Genomic DNA, 14243 nt, shown 5'->3' with positions numbered 1-14243 from the left:
AGATAAGACGGAATCGCTGAGGGCAGTGGTGGTTCATACCTGGGGAAATCCGCAATGCGTGCCGTCCTCAGTCCATGGATAATCTTTCTAGTTGTACGATAACGTATAGGATGCCGCAGCCCGCGGCATCGTTTTCGAGGATGCTCCATGTCGTTCGCGCCCGCCCCAGCGCCCGTGCTGATCAGGATTCACCCGCAGGACAACGTCGCCATCGTCGCCAACGACGGCGGGCTGCCGGCGGGCACGGCGCTGCCGGACGGCTTGGTGCTGGCCGAAGCCGTGCCGCAGGGCCACAAGGTGGCGCTGCGCGACCTGGCGCCTGGCGAGCCGGTGCGCCGCTATGACGTCGTGGTCGGCTACGCGGCCCGGCACCTGCCGCGCGGCAGCTGGGTCAACGAACGGGTGACCACCATGCCCGCGGCCCGCGCGCTCGACGACCTGCCGGTGGGCACGCGCAGGATCGCGCCGCCGGCGCCGCTCGAGGGCTACACCTTCGAGGGCTACCGCAACGCCGACGGCACGGTGGGCACGCGCAACATCCTGACCATCAGCACCACCGTGCAATGCGTGCAGGGCGTGGTGGAACACGCGGTCGAGCGCATCCGCCGCGAGCTGCTGCCGCGTTATCCCAATGTCGACGGGGTGGTGGGTATCGAGCACACCTACGGCTGCGGCGTCGCCATCGACGCGCCGGGCGCGGCGGTGCCGGTGCGCACGCTGCACAACATTGCCCGCAATCCCAATTTCGGCGGCACCGCCATGGTGGTCAGCCTGGGCTGCGAGAAGCTGCAGCCCGAGCGCCTGTTGGCGCCGGGCGCGATCCCGATCCGCGCCGGGCGGGGGATGGCTGGCGGCGAAGGCGTCGACACCATCGTGCTGCAGGACGACGAACACGTCGGCTTCGAGTCCATGATCGCCAACATCATGCGCACCGCCGAGCGCCACCTGGAAAAGTTGGACCGCCGCCGCCGCGAGACCTGTCCCGTCTCCGATCTGGTGGTGGGCGTGCAGTGCGGCGGCAGCGACGCTTTCTCGGGCGTCACGGCCAATCCCGCGGTGGGCTTTGCGGCGGACCTGCTGGTGCGTGCCGGAGGCACCGTCATGTTCTCGGAAAACACCGAAGTGCGCGATGGCATCGACCAGTTGACCGCGCGCGCCGCCACCCCCGAAGTGGCCGAGGCGCTGGTGCGCGAGATGGCCTGGTACGACGATTACCTGCGGCGCGGCGGCGCCGACCGCAGCGCCAACACCAGCCCCGGCAACAAGAAGGGCGGCCTGTCCAACATCGTCGAAAAGGCCATGGGCTCGATCGTCAAGTCCGGCACCTGCAACATCGACGGCGTGCTGGCGCCGGGCGAGCGGTTGACCCGCAAGGGGCTGATCTTCGCGGCGACGCCGGCCAGCGACTTCATCTGCGGCACGCTGCAACTGGCGGCCGGCATGAACCTGCACATCTTCACCACCGGCCGCGGCACGCCCTACGGGCTGGCGCAGGTGCCGGTGATCAAGGTCGCCACCCGCAGCGACCTGGCGCGGCGCTGGCACGACCTGATGGACGTGGACGCCGGCCGCATCGCCACCGGCCAGGCCAGCATCGAAGAGGTGGGCTGGGAACTGTTCCGGCTGATGCTCGACGTGGCCAGCGGACGGCGCCAGAGCTGCGCGGAAAAACTCAAGCTGCACAACGCATTGACGCTGTTCAATCCCGGTCCCGTGACCTGATTGCCGTCGCCGCTTTCAACGCAAGGCCATCGCCGAACATACCAAGAGGAGACCATCGATGGACCACAGCCCCCTGATGCAGGCCGGCCGGCGCCGGCTGCTGGGCGCCCTGGCGCTGGCGCCCGCCGGCCTGGCGCAGGCGCAATCCTTCGCCTTCACGCCGCAGCAACGCTACCCCGACCCGTCGGTGCGCATCCTGGACCCGGAGTTCTCGAAGTACCGCATCTACAGCAGCAGCGTGGAGCAGCTGGCCACCGGCTTTCGCTGGCTGGAGGGACCGGTGTGGGTGGGGGACGGGCGCTATCTGCTGTGTTCGGACATCCCCAATGACCGCATCATCCGCTGGGACGAGACCACCGGCGCCACCAGCGTGTTCCGCCAGCCCGCCAATTTCAGCAACGGGCTGGCGCGCGATCGCCAGGGGCGCCTGCTGGCCTGCGAGCACCTGACGCGCCGCGTCACGCGCACCGAGTACGACGGCGGCATCACGGTGCTGGCGGACCGCTACGCGGGCAAGCGCTTCAATTCGCCCAACGACATCGTGTGCCAGCGCAATGGCGCCATCTGGTTCACCGATCCGCCCTTCGGCATCGGCGGCCACTGGGAGGGCGACAAGGCCGAGCCCGAACTGCCGCATTCGGTGTATCGCATCGACGCGGGCAGAGGCCGCGTCGAGCTGGCGCTGGACGACCTGGCCGGGCCCAACGGCCTGTGCTTTTCGCCGGACGAGCGCGTGCTCTACATCGTCGAATCGCGCCACCAGCCGGCGCGCGTGGTGTGGGCGTATGACGTCGGCGCGGACGGCAAACTGTCGGGCAAGCGCAAGTTCATCGACGCGCAAGGTCCCGGCGCCATCGACGGCATCAAGTGCGACGAGCACGGCAACCTGTGGTGCGGCTGGGGCAGCAATGGCGCCGCCGACACCAAGCCGGAGGAACTCGATGGCGTGATGGTCTTCAACCCGGGCGGCAAGCCGATCGGCCACATCCGCCTGCCCGAGCGCTGCGCCAACCTGTGCTTCGGCGGCGCCAAGCGCAACCGGCTGTTCATGGCGAGCAGCCATTCGCTCTACGCGCTCTACGTCGAGACGCGCGGGGCCCTCTGACACAAATACCACAACGGAGACAACATGGATTCGAACCGAAGGCAGTTATTGCTGGGCGCGGCGGCGCTGGGCGCGTCGCACTGGGCGCCGGCCTGGGCCCAGGCCGACGCATGGCCGACCCGGCCCGTGCGCATCGTGGTGCCATACCCGCCGGGCGGCTCGTCGGACATCATCGCGCGTGTGATTGCGCCGCGCCTGGCCGAGGCGCTCAGGCAGACGGTGGTGGTCGAGAACAAGCCGGGCGCCAACGGCAACCTGGGCGCGGGCATCGTGGTGCAATCGGCTCAGGAAGGCCATACGGTGCTGTTGTGCGACGTAGGCGCGCTGGCGATCAGCCCGTCGGTCTACACCAAGCTGTCGTTCGATCCGTCCAAGGACCTGCGCGCGGTCGGCATGCTGGCGTATTCGCCGCACGTGCTGGCGGTGCATCCCGACGTGCCCGCCAGGACCGTGCCGGAGCTGGTGGCGCTGTCGAAGAAACAGCGCCTGAATTTCGCCGTCACCGCGATCGGCAGCGCGCCGCACCTGGCGGCCGTGGCGGTGCAGCAGGCCACCGGCGCGCAATGGGAGTACGTGCCCTACAAGGGCGGTTCGCAGGCGGTCACCGACACCATAGGCGGCCAGACCCAGGTCATCATGAACGGGCTGCTGGCGACGCTGCCGCACATCAAGGGCGGCAAGCTGCGCGCGATCGCGATCTCCAAGAAGGAACGCATGCAGCTGGTGGCCGACATTCCGACCATCTCCGAGCAAGGCGTGGCCGGCTTCGAATCCGGAACCTGGCAGGGCGTGATGGCCCCCGCCGCCACGACCGACAAGACGGCCAACCTGCTGGCGACGCTGATGGGCCAGATCGTCAATCAGCCCGATGTGAAGTCACAGCTGAACGAGCAGGGCGCCGAGATCGTGGTGCGCGATCCGGCGCAACTGGCGCAGTTCTTCAACAGCGAGCGGGCGCGCTGGGCCAAGGTGGTGCAGAGCGCCGACATCCGGCTGGATTGATCCGGGCGGCCGGCGTGGCTGGCCCCCAAAAGACCGCGGACCGTGCGGCGCCAGGCGCCGCACGGTCCGTTTTTTTTCCTGGCGGGAAGTTCAGTCGGCGCTCTGGGTGTCCGACGGCGCCTGGGCCGGCGTGTCCACCGACGTATCGACTGAGGTGTCCACCGGCGTGTCCACGGCCGCATCGGCGGGCGCGGCAGCCTCGGCCTGCGCCGGCTTGGCGCCTTCGGCGGCCGGCTTGCCCTTGGCGGCATTGCCCTTGCCGCCACGGCCACCGCCCGCCTTGGCGTGACGGCGCGAGGCCATGCGCTTGGCGTGCTGCGCTTCGTTGGCGGTCACGGCGCCGTTGGGTTCGCCATTCAGGTCGACCCGCGCGGCGGATTCGACCATGCAATCCCAGTAGCGGCGGCCGTCACACCAGGTCTTGACGGCCTGCTTGATCTCGTCGGCGCTGAGCTGCAGGGTCTGGGCGTGTTGCACCAGGTCCTCCAGCACCCCCAGCTTGAGCGGCACCTTGGGCGCCGGCTTCTTGGGAAAGGCCTTGGGAAATTGCCGCTGCAGTCGCGAAATGGCGATCAGCACCGGATCGACCGCCGGCGCTTCGCGTCGTTCGCCGGCCGGCGCGCGCGCGGGCTTTTTCCGGGCGGCAGCCGCATCGCCGGCCGGACGCGCGGAGGGCTTGCGCGACCCCGCTTCGTTGGCGGCCGGACGGGCGGGTTTCTTCTTGGAAGCCGCCTCTTCGGGAGCCTGCTTCAACAGCAGTTCTCGGATTGCGGCGAGCTGTTCTAGACCCATGGTGTGCTGCGAATTCAAATGTTGAAACCGTGGAGCATAACAGTTGTGGCGTGTCGGATTGAAGTTGCGGGCGTCCGGCGGCCGTCGTAAGCTCGTCGGCACCATGGGGATGCACACGCCGGTTACGTTTACGCGCAGGTCTGCCGCCACCCGCCGCGCGCTGGTGTGGCTGGCGGCGGGGCTGCTGGTTTTCCAGTCGCTGGTGGCCGCCACGGCGCTCGGCGCGGCCCTGCCGGCGGCAGCCGGGCAGGGGGCCTCGTCTGTCATCCTCTGCACCGCCAGCGGCCCACGGGTGGTGGCGCTGGACGACGTGGACGCCGTAGCGGCCACGCCGGTCCAGGCCGCCGGCCACGTCTCCAACCACGCCGCCGGCGGCACCTTGCCGCACTGCTGCGCCGCCAGTTGCGCCATGCTTGCCGGCGCCGGTCCGCCCGCGCTCGCGGGGCTGGCCTGGCGCCTGCCGCTGGAGCCGCCGGCCCTGCCGCGCGCCGCGCAAGCCGGGCCGTGCCCGCGGGGCGCCACGGCCTGGCTGCCGCAGCAATCGCGCGCGCCGCCGCGCGCGGCCTGAACCTTTGCGCCGGTCCCCGCGCACGCCCATTCCTGTGGCGGGCGACGCGGGCGCGCACCGGTCGTCGATACCCAAACCGTTCGTTTCGCGCGCGTCCGATCCGCTTTCGGCGCCCGCGCCATTCTTTTCGCGCGGCCGCGCGCCGCCGTCACTTTGGAGTCCGATCATGTTCAAACCCGCATTCATCGCCGCCACGCTCGTGCTCGCCCCGCAATGGGCCTGGGCCCACGCCCACCTGCAACGCGCCACGCCGGCCGACAAGGCCGAGGTGGCCGCGCCGTCTTCGGTGACGGCCACTTTCTCCGAAGGGTTGGAGCCCGCCTTTTCGTCGCTGACCGTGCTGGACACGGCCGGCAAGCAGGCCGTCGCGGCCAAGGCCGCGCCGGCGCCGGGTGATGACAAGACGCTGGTGTTGCCCGTGGCCACACCCTTGCCGGCGGGCGCCTACACCGTGAAATGGCAGGCCTTGTCCAAGGACGGCCACAAAACCAACGGTGCCTGGACGTTCACGGTCAAGCCCTGAAATGGACGCCTTGTGGGTCGTGTTCGCGCTGTGCCGGGCCGTCAGCGCCGGCGCGGCGGCGGTGCTGTTCGGCGCCAGCGCGATGCTGGCGCTGGGCGGCTCGCCGCGCCTGGGGGTGGCCGCCGAGACCGCGCTGCGGCCGGCCCTGCTGCGCATCGGCGCGGCGGGACTGGTGGCCACACTGTGCCTGTTGCCGTTGCAGGCCGCCAGCATCGCCGGCGACTGGCGGGCGATGCTGGACGGCGAGATGCTGGACACGGTCACCCTGCAGACCGGCTACGGCCAGGCCTGGGTGGCGCGCGCCCTGTGCGCGGCCGCCGTGCTGGGCGTGGCGCTGGGGCTGCGGCCGGGCCGGCCATCTTGGCTGGCGGGGCCGGCGGCCGTGGCATTGGCGCCGCTGGCATTCAGCGGCCACGCCGCGATGCACGAAGGCGGCTGGGGCCTGGCGCACACGGCCAGCGACTATCTGCACCTGTTGGCGGCCGCGTTCTGGCTGGGATCGCTGCCGGTGTTCCTGTCATGGCTGGCGGCCTGGCAACGTCCGCGGGATCGCGCCGAGGCCGCCCGCGCGCTGCTGCGCTTTTCCGCCTGGGGGCATGTCGCCGTGGCGGTCTTGCTGCTCAGCGGCGTGGCCAATGCGGCGCTGATCCTGGGGCCGGCATTGCCGGATGCGGGGTGGGACTATGTGCGCGTGCTGTTGCTCAAGATCGCGCTGGCGCTGGCGATGACCGGGCTGGCGCTGGCCAATCGCTATCGCTGGATCGCGCGCATCCGGGCCGAGCCGGCCCTGGCCCTGCATGCCATCCGGCGCAATACGATCTGCGAAATGCTGCTGGGCGCCGCGGTGCTGGTCATCGTGGGCGGGTTGGGGTTGATGTCGCCGTCGTAGAGGGTGTCGTGAAAGGCGTCTTGAAGGCGTCTTGAAGGCCGTTCGCGCTGGCCGCCGTCATCCCGCCAGCACCAGCAACAGCGCCAGCGCCAGCAGCAGGGCGAAGGCGGCCAGCGCGAACGGCAGCAGCTGCACGTACACGGGCCGCTCCTGGCCATGGCCGCGTGCCAGGCCGGCGGCGATGGACATGCGCACCGGCGAGAAGAACCCCATCGACGTGCCGGACACGTGCAGCAGCGCCGCCGCCGCGGGCAGGCTCAGGCCGGCGTGCAGCGCCAGCGACAGCTGCGATGGCATGAAGAGGCTGTTGGGCGCGTTGCCGCTGTTGGCCAGGATGCCGAACGCGCCGGCCATGAGCGGCGTGATCAGCAGGGTCCAGTCGCCCAGGGCGCGGAACAGGCCGTCGGCGTAGGCCTGCGAAATGCCGGCGCCCGCCAGCACTTCGGCCATCATCGCGAACAGGAATACCGAAAGCACCGCATGCCTGCCGGTGCGCCAGGCATGGCGCGCGTTGGCGGCGAGCAGGCCCGGCCGGCGGCGCATGGCCGCCATCAGCAGCGCGCCGCCGATCAGCCAACTGCCGGCATGCAGGAACGGCGCCCAGGCGGGCAGGTCGGCGTAGGGACTGAAACGCGCCAGCGAGGCCAGGCCCTGGTTCAGCGCCGGCACCAGGCGCGTGGCGACCAGGCAGGCTATCAGCACGATATACGGCAGCGCGCCGCGGGCGGCGGCCCGCAATTGCGCGCGGCCGGGCCGCCGGTCCAGCGCGAAGCGCAGCACGATCAGGGGGCCATAGGCGGCCAGCAAGGCGGTCTCAGGGCCCAGCAGCGCGGTGGCGGCCGTCAGCAGGGCCAGGCTGGCCAGCATCCAGGCCGTCTCGCGCCCGCGTTCGGCCATCGTCGCCGGCAGGCCGGCGCGCCGCGCCGTGGTCCAGAACAGCGCCAGCCACACGCTCATCAGCAGGGCCACGGGCACCATGCCGTACAGGGCCAGCTGGGCCGGCGGCACGCGCGCATAGGCGGAGGCCAGCAGTGTGCCGCTGCCCATCGCGCCCCAGGGAATCAGGGTCTGGCTCAGCAGCGCGAAGACCATCAGTTCGCGCGGCTTGAAACCGAGCGGACGGATCAGCAGCACGGTGCCCAGCATGCCGACGCCGAAGCCGGTGGCCGATTCGGCGAACGGCCCCACCAGAAAACAGGCAAAGAACAGCAGGCGGCGGCGGGCCAGGGGATCGGCCGGCGCGCCGGCCGCGTCGGTGCCGGATGCGGCGCCAGCGGGCGTGGCGTCCCGCGCCGCCATCTGCCAGAACAGCAGGCCGCCCAGGATGTAGGGGGTGATGACCCCGCCGATCCAGAGGCCGCGCGACAGGGCCTGGCCCAGCGCGCCCGCGCCGAAGGCGCCGGGGGCCGCGAACAGCGCCACCGCAATGGCCGCCAGCAGCCCCAGCACGGCGGCCAGGGTGGTGTTGAGGCGGCCGCTGGCGATGGCGCCAATGACCATCAGCGCAGGCAGGGACCACAGCAGGTACATCATGGCGCGCGGCCCGCCTGGTCGGATGCGCGGCGGGCGCGGCGCGAGCCGGTTGCGTTGCGCGCCACGGCTCAGCAGGCCGCCGCGAAAGCGCGCAGGATGCCCAGCGCGTGCGGCGTGGGCGCCAGGGCGGCGCGCAGCGCGGTCACGTCATGGCCTTCGGCCGCCAGGAAGTCCTGGCGCCGCGCCAGGCACGCGTCCATCAGCCCGGCGGTGAATTCCGGATGGAACTGCACCGACAGCGCGCGCGGGCCGTAGCGCAGGATCTGGTGCGGATCGTGGGCGGTGCCGGCGAGCACGGTGGCGCCGGCCGGCGGCCGCAGCACGCTCTGCTCGTGCGTGAGATGGGCGGGAAAGCGCTCGGGCAATCCCGCCAGCAGGGGATCGGCCGCGGCGGCGGGCAGGCGCGCAACGGCGTGCAGCCCGATCTCGCGGCCGCGCGGGTGGTAATCGACCTCGCCGCCGAAAGCGTGAGCCATGAGCTGGTGGCCGTAACAGATGCCCAGCAGCGGCAACTGCGCCGCCATGGCATCGCGCAGCCATTGCGCGGTGCGCTCGCTCCAGGGCTCGCGGTCGGTGACCATGGCCCACGAGCCCGTCAGCACCGCGCCGCGCAGCGTGACCGGATCGGGCAGGGCCTCGCCGGCGGCCGGATGGATGACCGCCAGCGGCGTGCCGACGCCCGCCAGGGCCGCCGTGATCCAGTCGGCCTGTTCGCCATGGATGGCGCGCAGGTCTTCGGGCGGTCGGCCCATTTGCAGGATGGCTAGCGGTCGGTGAGGCATGGCGGTGGCGGAATCGGCGGCGCCCGAGTGGGGCCCCGCGCAATGATGAGGCCGCCGCGCCCATTCATCAATAGCCCGGGCCGGCTATCTGCTATGAGCGGGAATGATATCGGCCCGGGGCCGGCTGCCCGACGCCGGGCCATGGACGCGGCCGTGGCCCTGTCCCGCATGGCCGGCCCGTCGTCTCACAGCGTGGCCGCCTCGCGCTCGCGGCGGGATGCGGACGCCGCCGCCACGGCGCGATGCGACGGCCGCGCCAGGCCCAGATGCTGGCGCAGCGTGGCGCCGCTGTATTCGGTGCGGAACAGACCGCGGCGGCGCAGTTCCGGCAGCGCCAGCTCGATGAAGTCGTCCAGCCCGCCGGGCAGCCACGGCGACATGATGTTGAAGCCGTCCGCGCCGTCTTCCTCGAACCATTGCTGCAACTGATCGGCCACGCTTTGCGGCGTGCCGACCACCTGCTGGTGGCCGCGCGCCCCGGCGATGCGCAGGTAGAGCTGGCGGATCGTCAGGTTGTCGCGCCGCGCCAGGTCGATCAGCAATTGCTGGCGGCTCTTGCCGCCGTTGGTCTCCGGAATGTCGGGCAGGGGGCCGTCTACCGGGTAGCCCGACAGGTCGAAGCCGCCGATCATGTTGGACAGCAACTGCACCCCGACGACCGGATGGATCAGGTCCTGCAGGCGCGCGAACTTGTCCTCGGCTTCGGCCTGGCTGCGGCCGATCACGGGGAAGATGCCGGGCATGATCTTGATGTCGTCGGGATCGCGGCCGTATTCGACGGCGCGGCCCTTGATGTCGCGGTAGAAGGCGCGGGCCTCGTCGAAGGTCTGGTGCGCCACGAAGATGACCTCGGCGGTGCGCGCCGCCAGGTCGCGCCCGGCGGGCGAGGCGCCAGCCTGCACCACCACCGGGCGGCCCTGCGGCGAACGCGACACGTTCAACGGCCCGCGCACCGAGAAATGCTCGCCGCGATGGCGCAGCGGATGCAGCTTGGCCGGGTCGAAATACTGGCCGCTGTGCTTGTCGCGCAGGAAGGCGTCGTCCTCCCAGCTGTCCCACAGGCCCAGCACCACGTCGTGGAACTCGGCGGCGCGGGCATAGCGGCGGGCGTGCTCGACGTGCTCGTCCAGGTTGAAGTTCTGCGCCTCGCCCTGGCCGCTGGAAGTGACCAGGTTCCAGCCCGAGCGGCCGCCGCTGATGTGGTCGAGCGAGGCGAACTTGCGCGCCACGTGGTACGGCTCGTTGTAGGTGGTCGAAACCGTGGCGATCAGGCCGATTTTCTCGGTCACGGCGGCCAGCGCCGACAGCAGCGTCAGCGGCTCGAAGTGGTCGCTGCGTGCGGTGCGCGACAGCGACGCCAGGTCGGTGTTGCGCACGCCGACCGAGTCGGCCAGGAAGATGGCGTCGAACTTGGCGGCCTCGGCGCGACGCGCCAGCTCGGCGTAGTGGCGGAAATTGACCGGCGCGTCGGCCTGGGCGTCGGGATGGCGCCAGGCGGCGATGTGATGGCCGGTCTGCATCAGGAAGGCGCCAAGCTTGATCTGGCGCGGGGAACGGGTCATGGGGATGACTCCAGCAATGGGGTGGACGGTAACGTAGCCGGGAAGCGGAACGGGGATCTCACCAGGCCATGCGCAGCGAGGCCAGCGACGGCAGCGCGGGCACGCCGGCGGCCGCGTCGGCGCCCAGCGGCGGGCTGTCGTCGGCCGGTGCGCCGTCCGGCTCCAGGAAGTCGGACAGCACGTCGTCGCGCAGGCGGATGAAGCGCGGGTCGCTGCGGTTGCGGGCATGCGGCAGCGGCACGTCGACGACGCGGCGGATGCGCCCCGGGCGCGGCTGCATGATGACCACCCGGTCTCCCAGGTAGACCGCTTCCTCGACGTCGTGCGTCACCAGGATCATGGTGATGCGCTCTTTCTGCCAGATGCGCTGCAACTCGGTCTGCAGCCGGGCGCGGGTCAGCGCGTCGAGCGCGCCAAAGGGTTCGTCCAGCAGCAGCACGCGCGGCCGGTTGACCAGGCCGCGGGCGATCGCCACGCGCTGCGCCATGCCGCCGGAAATCTGGTGCGGGTACGACTGCTCGAAGCCCTCCAGTCCCACCAGGGCAACGTGCTCGGCCACGCGGTCGCGCTTTTCGCTGGTGGAGATGGCGGCGTTGCGCAGCCCCACGGCGATGTTCTGCGCCACCGTCAGCCACGGGAACAGGCGGTGGTCCTGGAACACGATGCCGCGTTCCGGGCCGGTGCCGCGCACCGGTTCGCCGCCCAGGGTGATGGCGCCCTCATAGGTGTCGTCCAGCCCCAGGATCAGGCGCAGCAGGGTGGACTTGCCGCAGCCGCTGGCGCCGACGATGGAAACGAACTGGCCGGCGGGGATCTCCAGGTCCACGCCCGTGAGCACCTGCAGCACGCCGCCTTCGGCCTGGGCGCTGGGATAGCGCTTGCCGACCGCCTGTAGCGACAGGTCCAGCGAAGTATGTTGAGTCATGCCTGAGTCTTCCTGCGGTTATTGGTCCTGCCCGCGCAAGCGCGCGAGCCGGCGTTCGGCCACGCGGGCCAGGGCGTTCATGAGCCAGCCGATCACCCCGACCACGAACATGCCGAAGATCACCAGGTCCATCTGGAAATGTTCGCTGCCCTCGATCAGCAGGTTGCCGATGCCGACGCCCGCCACCAGCAGGTATTCGGCGCCGATGGTGGCCAGCCAGGAGTAGATCAGCGCCAGGTAGACGCCGGTGAAGATGGCGGGCGCGGCGGCCGGCAGCACCACCTGGGCGAAGGTCTGCCAGCGGCTGTAGCCGTACACCCGCGCCACCTCCAGCAGCTTGGGTGGGGTGTTGCGCACGCCGTCGCAGGTATTGACCACCACCGGCACCAGCGCCGCCAGCGACAGGAACACCACCTTGGCGGTGTCGCCCAGCCCGAACCACACCGAGATCAGCGGGATCCAGGCGAACAGCGAGATCTGCTTGAAGGTGTTGAAGCTGGGGCCGACCAGCCGGTTGAAGGCGGGCGACAGGCCCAGCAGCACGCCCAGCAGCAGGCCCGCGACCGTGCCGATGGCAAAGCCGGTCAGCTCGCGGCCCAGGCTGGCGCCGAGCGCGCGCCACAGCTTGCCGCCCAGGATCTGGTCGGCGGCGGTGGCCAGCACTTTTTCGGGCGACACCAGCAGGGCCGAATTCACCAGGTCGATGCGCGCCAGCAACCACCACAACGCGATGGCGGCCAGCGGCAGCACCAGGCCGCGCCAGCGGCCGCCGGCGCGCACGGCCAGCGGTTGCGACAGCGCCAGCTCGGCGGCATCGCGGGAGGCGGAAGTGGCGGCGTTCATGGGCGTGCCTGCGCGGTGAGGGTGGGGCGGCCCTGGATCAGGCGCGTCTCGGCCCAGTCCAGCAGCCGGTCGATGGCATAGCCGATGGCGCCCACCACGATCACCGCGGCCATCACCAGGTCCAGCTGGAACAACTGCCGGCCATAGACGATCAGGTAGCCCAGGCCTTCGCTGGACGCCACCAGCTCCACCACCACCAGCGACAGCCAGGCCTTGGTGAAGCCCAGCCGCAGCCCGGTGAAGAGCGTCGGCAGCGCCAGCGGCACGACCACCTCCAGCACCTCCTGGCGCCGGCTATAGCCATAAACCCGCGCCACTTCGCGCAGCGCCGGGCTGGCCTGGCGAAAGCCCTGCAAGGTATTGAGCGTGACCGGCACCAGCGCCGCCTTGGCGATCAGGATGTACTTGAGCGGTTCGCCGATGCCGACGATCAGCAGCACGAACGGCAGCCAGGCCAGCACCGGGATCTGCACCAGCGCGTTGAAGGTCGGCAGCACGTAGGCCTCGAGCCGGCGAGACAAGCCCATCGCCGTGCCCAGCAGCAGCCCCAGCAGGCTGCCCAGGGCAAAGCCGACCAGCACCCGTTGCAGGCTGGCGCGGGTGTTCAGCCACAGGTCGCCGCTGGTCGCCAGGTCGCGCAGGGTGTCCCAGACGAAGGCGGGCGGCGGCAGCACCTGCGGCGAGATCCAGCCCTGGCTGGCGCCGGTCTGCCACAGCGTCAGCAGCGCCAGCGGCAGCAGCCAGGGCGCGGCGGTCCAGGCCGCCTGGCGCGCCCAGGCCGGCGCCGGGGCCGGGCGCGCCAGGGCAATAGGGGAAAGCGAGGACATGGCGGCGCTCCGGTCAGCGCGCCGCGGCCTGCGCCGGGCCGGACACCGCCTTGCCGGCGGCGTCGAACGCGGTCCAGTAGCGCTCCAGCCCCTGGGCCTTGAGCGCATTCTGCAGGTAGCGCGGATCGAACCAGCCGTCCAGCGAAACCTCGCGGCGGATCAGCTTGAGCTTGGCGGCGTCGGCCACCACCGCCTTGTAGCGGGCGATGATGAAGTCGTCGATCAGCGGCGAGTTGCGCGAGGCCAGGTCCTGCTTGTCGAACTCGGCCTGCCACGAGGCGTAGGGCACGCCGCTCTTTTCCCAGATCTTGAAGAGGGCGTCGCGGTTCTTCTCGTCGGACGACCACTGCGCGGCGCGCACGAACACGTCCACCACCTTCTGCACCTGGGCGGGATTCTCGCGCTCGAAGTCCTCGCGCACCAGCAGCGAGGCCTGGCGGGTGTAGGCCGGGTCCTGGCCCTGGGTGCTGTAGATGACCTTGGCCAGGCCCTGGTCGCGCACCTTGAACCATTCGTAGCCGCCAAAGGCCGCGTCCACGCCGTTGGACACCAGCGCCGCCTGGGCGCTGCCGGCATCCAGGTTGACGCCCTTGATGTCGCGCTCGGCCAGGCCATGCGCGGCCAGCACGTTGATTGCCACCAGGTGGCCGTTGGTGCCGCGGAAGATCGACACCTTGCGGTCCTTCAGGTCCTCGATGGACTTGAGCGGGGAATTCGGCGGCGCCACCAGGTACAGGTTGTTGCGCGCGCCGCTGACCAGCAGCAGCTTGGTCTTCAGGCCGTTCGCGCGGCCCACCACCTGCGGCAGGTCGCCCTGGTAGGCGAAGTCGATCTGCTTGTTGGACAGCGCTTCGTTGACGGCCGGGCCGGCGCCCTTGAAGAACAGCCATTCGACCTTGACGCCGTCGGCGGCGAAGGCCTGTTCCAGCCATTGGTTGACGCGCACCACGCCGCCGGGCGAACCGCCCCAGGTGATCGGATCGCCGCCGCCGGCGGTGGCCACGCCGACGCGGATCACGTCGGCGGCCCGGGCGCTGCCGCCCCACGCCGCCAGGGCCACCAGGCCCAGCGCGGCAATGCGTTTACTCAGGATCATCAATGACTTCATGGAATGACTCGTTCAGGAAAGGATCGGGCAGCCGGCCGGCATCACGCCGTCCGGCGGTCAGG

At 70.7% G+C, this 14243-nt stretch carries 14 protein-coding genes; 6 read left to right on the top strand and 8 right to left on the bottom strand.

Annotation, left to right across the window (positions count from 1 at the left end; genetic code table 11):
* Nucleotides 1-147: 147 nt before the first annotated feature.
* The 3 genes from garD to AT699_RS14615 are packed head-to-tail and all read left to right on the top strand — an operon-like array spanning nt 148 to nt 3829.
* Nucleotides 148-1722: a galactarate dehydratase gene (garD, locus tag AT699_RS14625; RefSeq protein ID WP_024068901.1), complete on the top strand. Its 1575-nt coding sequence runs from the start codon at nt 148-150 to the stop codon at nt 1720-1722.
* 58 nt (nt 1723-1780) lie between these two features.
* Nucleotides 1781-2827: an SMP-30/gluconolactonase/LRE family protein gene (locus AT699_RS14620; protein ID WP_024068900.1), complete on the top strand. Its 1047-nt coding sequence runs from the start codon at nt 1781-1783 to the stop codon at nt 2825-2827.
* Nucleotides 2828-2851: 24 nt separating this feature from the next.
* Nucleotides 2852-3829 (top strand): Bug family tripartite tricarboxylate transporter substrate binding protein, encoded by a 978-nt coding sequence (locus AT699_RS14615; protein WP_024068899.1) that lies wholly within the window; start codon nt 2852-2854, stop codon nt 3827-3829.
* Between the two features lie 90 nt (nt 3830-3919).
* On the opposite strand, the gene AT699_RS14610 is transcribed toward AT699_RS14615, so the two are convergent.
* The gene (locus AT699_RS14610; protein WP_035199870.1) at nt 3920-4621 is read right to left on the bottom strand and encodes a ProQ/FinO family protein; all 702 of its coding nucleotides are present in this window, start codon (nt 4619-4621) and stop codon (nt 3920-3922) included.
* A 109-nt stretch (nt 4622-4730) separates the two neighbouring features.
* Between AT699_RS14610 and AT699_RS14605 the strand changes: the two genes are divergently transcribed.
* From AT699_RS14605 to copD, 3 genes are all read left to right on the top strand, one after another.
* Complete coding sequence (locus AT699_RS14605) at nt 4731-5189, top strand: DUF2946 family protein (protein WP_024068897.1); 459 nt, start codon at nt 4731-4733, stop codon at nt 5187-5189.
* Nucleotides 5190-5355: 166 nt separating this feature from the next.
* Nucleotides 5356-5712 (top strand): copper homeostasis periplasmic binding protein CopC, encoded by a 357-nt coding sequence (copC, locus tag AT699_RS14600; RefSeq protein ID WP_024068896.1) that lies wholly within the window; start codon nt 5356-5358, stop codon nt 5710-5712.
* Between the two features lies 1 nt (nt 5713).
* On the top strand, nt 5714-6601 hold the full coding sequence (gene copD, locus AT699_RS14595; protein WP_024068895.1) for a copper homeostasis membrane protein CopD: 888 nt from the start codon (nt 5714-5716) through the stop codon (nt 6599-6601).
* Between the two features lie 57 nt (nt 6602-6658).
* Here copD and AT699_RS14590 read toward each other — a convergent pair whose 3' ends face one another.
* The 7 genes from AT699_RS14590 to AT699_RS14560 form a co-directional block, all read right to left on the bottom strand.
* Complete coding sequence (locus AT699_RS14590) at nt 6659-8134, bottom strand: hypothetical protein (protein ID WP_024068894.1); 1476 nt, start codon at nt 8132-8134, stop codon at nt 6659-6661.
* 68 nt (nt 8135-8202) lie between these two features.
* Complete coding sequence (locus AT699_RS14585) at nt 8203-8886, bottom strand: glutamine amidotransferase (RefSeq protein ID WP_024068893.1); 684 nt, start codon at nt 8884-8886, stop codon at nt 8203-8205.
* Between the two features lie 215 nt (nt 8887-9101).
* Complete coding sequence (locus AT699_RS14580) at nt 9102-10478, bottom strand: LLM class flavin-dependent oxidoreductase (RefSeq protein ID WP_024068892.1); 1377 nt, start codon at nt 10476-10478, stop codon at nt 9102-9104.
* A 58-nt stretch (nt 10479-10536) separates the two neighbouring features.
* On the bottom strand, nt 10537-11403 hold the full coding sequence (locus AT699_RS14575) for an ABC transporter ATP-binding protein (RefSeq protein WP_020927742.1): 867 nt from the start codon (nt 11401-11403) through the stop codon (nt 10537-10539).
* 18 nt (nt 11404-11421) lie between these two features.
* Complete coding sequence (locus tag AT699_RS14570; RefSeq protein WP_006384349.1) at nt 11422-12246, bottom strand: ABC transporter permease; 825 nt, start codon at nt 12244-12246, stop codon at nt 11422-11424.
* The gene (locus tag AT699_RS14565) at nt 12243-13073 is read right to left on the bottom strand and encodes an ABC transporter permease (protein WP_024068891.1); all 831 of its coding nucleotides are present in this window, start codon (nt 13071-13073) and stop codon (nt 12243-12245) included. The genes AT699_RS14570 and AT699_RS14565 overlap by 4 nt, the downstream gene beginning before the upstream one ends.
* Before the next feature lie 13 nt (nt 13074-13086).
* Entirely contained in the window at nt 13087-14181 is a 1095-nt protein-coding gene (locus tag AT699_RS14560; RefSeq protein WP_024068890.1) for an ABC transporter substrate-binding protein, read from the bottom strand.
* Nucleotides 14182-14243 lie beyond the last annotated feature (62 nt).

This window comes from Achromobacter xylosoxidans, assembly GCF_001457475.1.
Classification (GTDB): domain Bacteria; phylum Pseudomonadota; class Gammaproteobacteria; order Burkholderiales; family Burkholderiaceae_B; genus Achromobacter; species Achromobacter xylosoxidans.
This window is presented reverse-complemented; position numbering and strand designations above follow the sequence as displayed.

Coding starts and splice junctions, on each gene's coding strand:
- AT699_RS14590 (WP_024068894.1), bottom strand. CDS start 8,134: ATGATGTACCTGCTGTGGTCCCTGCCTGCGCTGATGGTCATTGGCGCC.
- garD (WP_024068901.1), top strand. CDS start 148: ATGTCGTTCGCGCCCGCCCCAGCGCCCGTGCTGATCAGGATTCACCCG.
- copD (WP_024068895.1), top strand. CDS start 5,714: ATGGACGCCTTGTGGGTCGTGTTCGCGCTGTGCCGGGCCGTCAGCGCC.
- copC (WP_024068896.1), top strand. CDS start 5,356: ATGTTCAAACCCGCATTCATCGCCGCCACGCTCGTGCTCGCCCCGCAA.
- AT699_RS14585 (WP_024068893.1), bottom strand. CDS start 8,886: ATGGGCCGACCGCCCGAAGACCTGCGCGCCATCCATGGCGAACAGGCC.
- AT699_RS14610 (WP_035199870.1), bottom strand. CDS start 4,621: ATGGGTCTAGAACAGCTCGCCGCAATCCGAGAACTGCTGTTGAAGCAG.
- AT699_RS14605 (WP_024068897.1), top strand. CDS start 4,731: ATGCACACGCCGGTTACGTTTACGCGCAGGTCTGCCGCCACCCGCCGC.
- AT699_RS14615 (WP_024068899.1), top strand. CDS start 2,852: ATGGATTCGAACCGAAGGCAGTTATTGCTGGGCGCGGCGGCGCTGGGC.
- AT699_RS14560 (WP_024068890.1), bottom strand. CDS start 14,181: ATGAAGTCATTGATGATCCTGAGTAAACGCATTGCCGCGCTGGGCCTG.
- AT699_RS14580 (WP_024068892.1), bottom strand. CDS start 10,478: ATGACCCGTTCCCCGCGCCAGATCAAGCTTGGCGCCTTCCTGATGCAG.
- AT699_RS14620 (WP_024068900.1), top strand. CDS start 1,781: ATGGACCACAGCCCCCTGATGCAGGCCGGCCGGCGCCGGCTGCTGGGC.
- AT699_RS14565 (WP_024068891.1), bottom strand. CDS start 13,073: ATGTCCTCGCTTTCCCCTATTGCCCTGGCGCGCCCGGCCCCGGCGCCG.
- AT699_RS14570 (WP_006384349.1), bottom strand. CDS start 12,246: ATGAACGCCGCCACTTCCGCCTCCCGCGATGCCGCCGAGCTGGCGCTG.
- AT699_RS14575 (WP_020927742.1), bottom strand. CDS start 11,403: ATGACTCAACATACTTCGCTGGACCTGTCGCTACAGGCGGTCGGCAAG.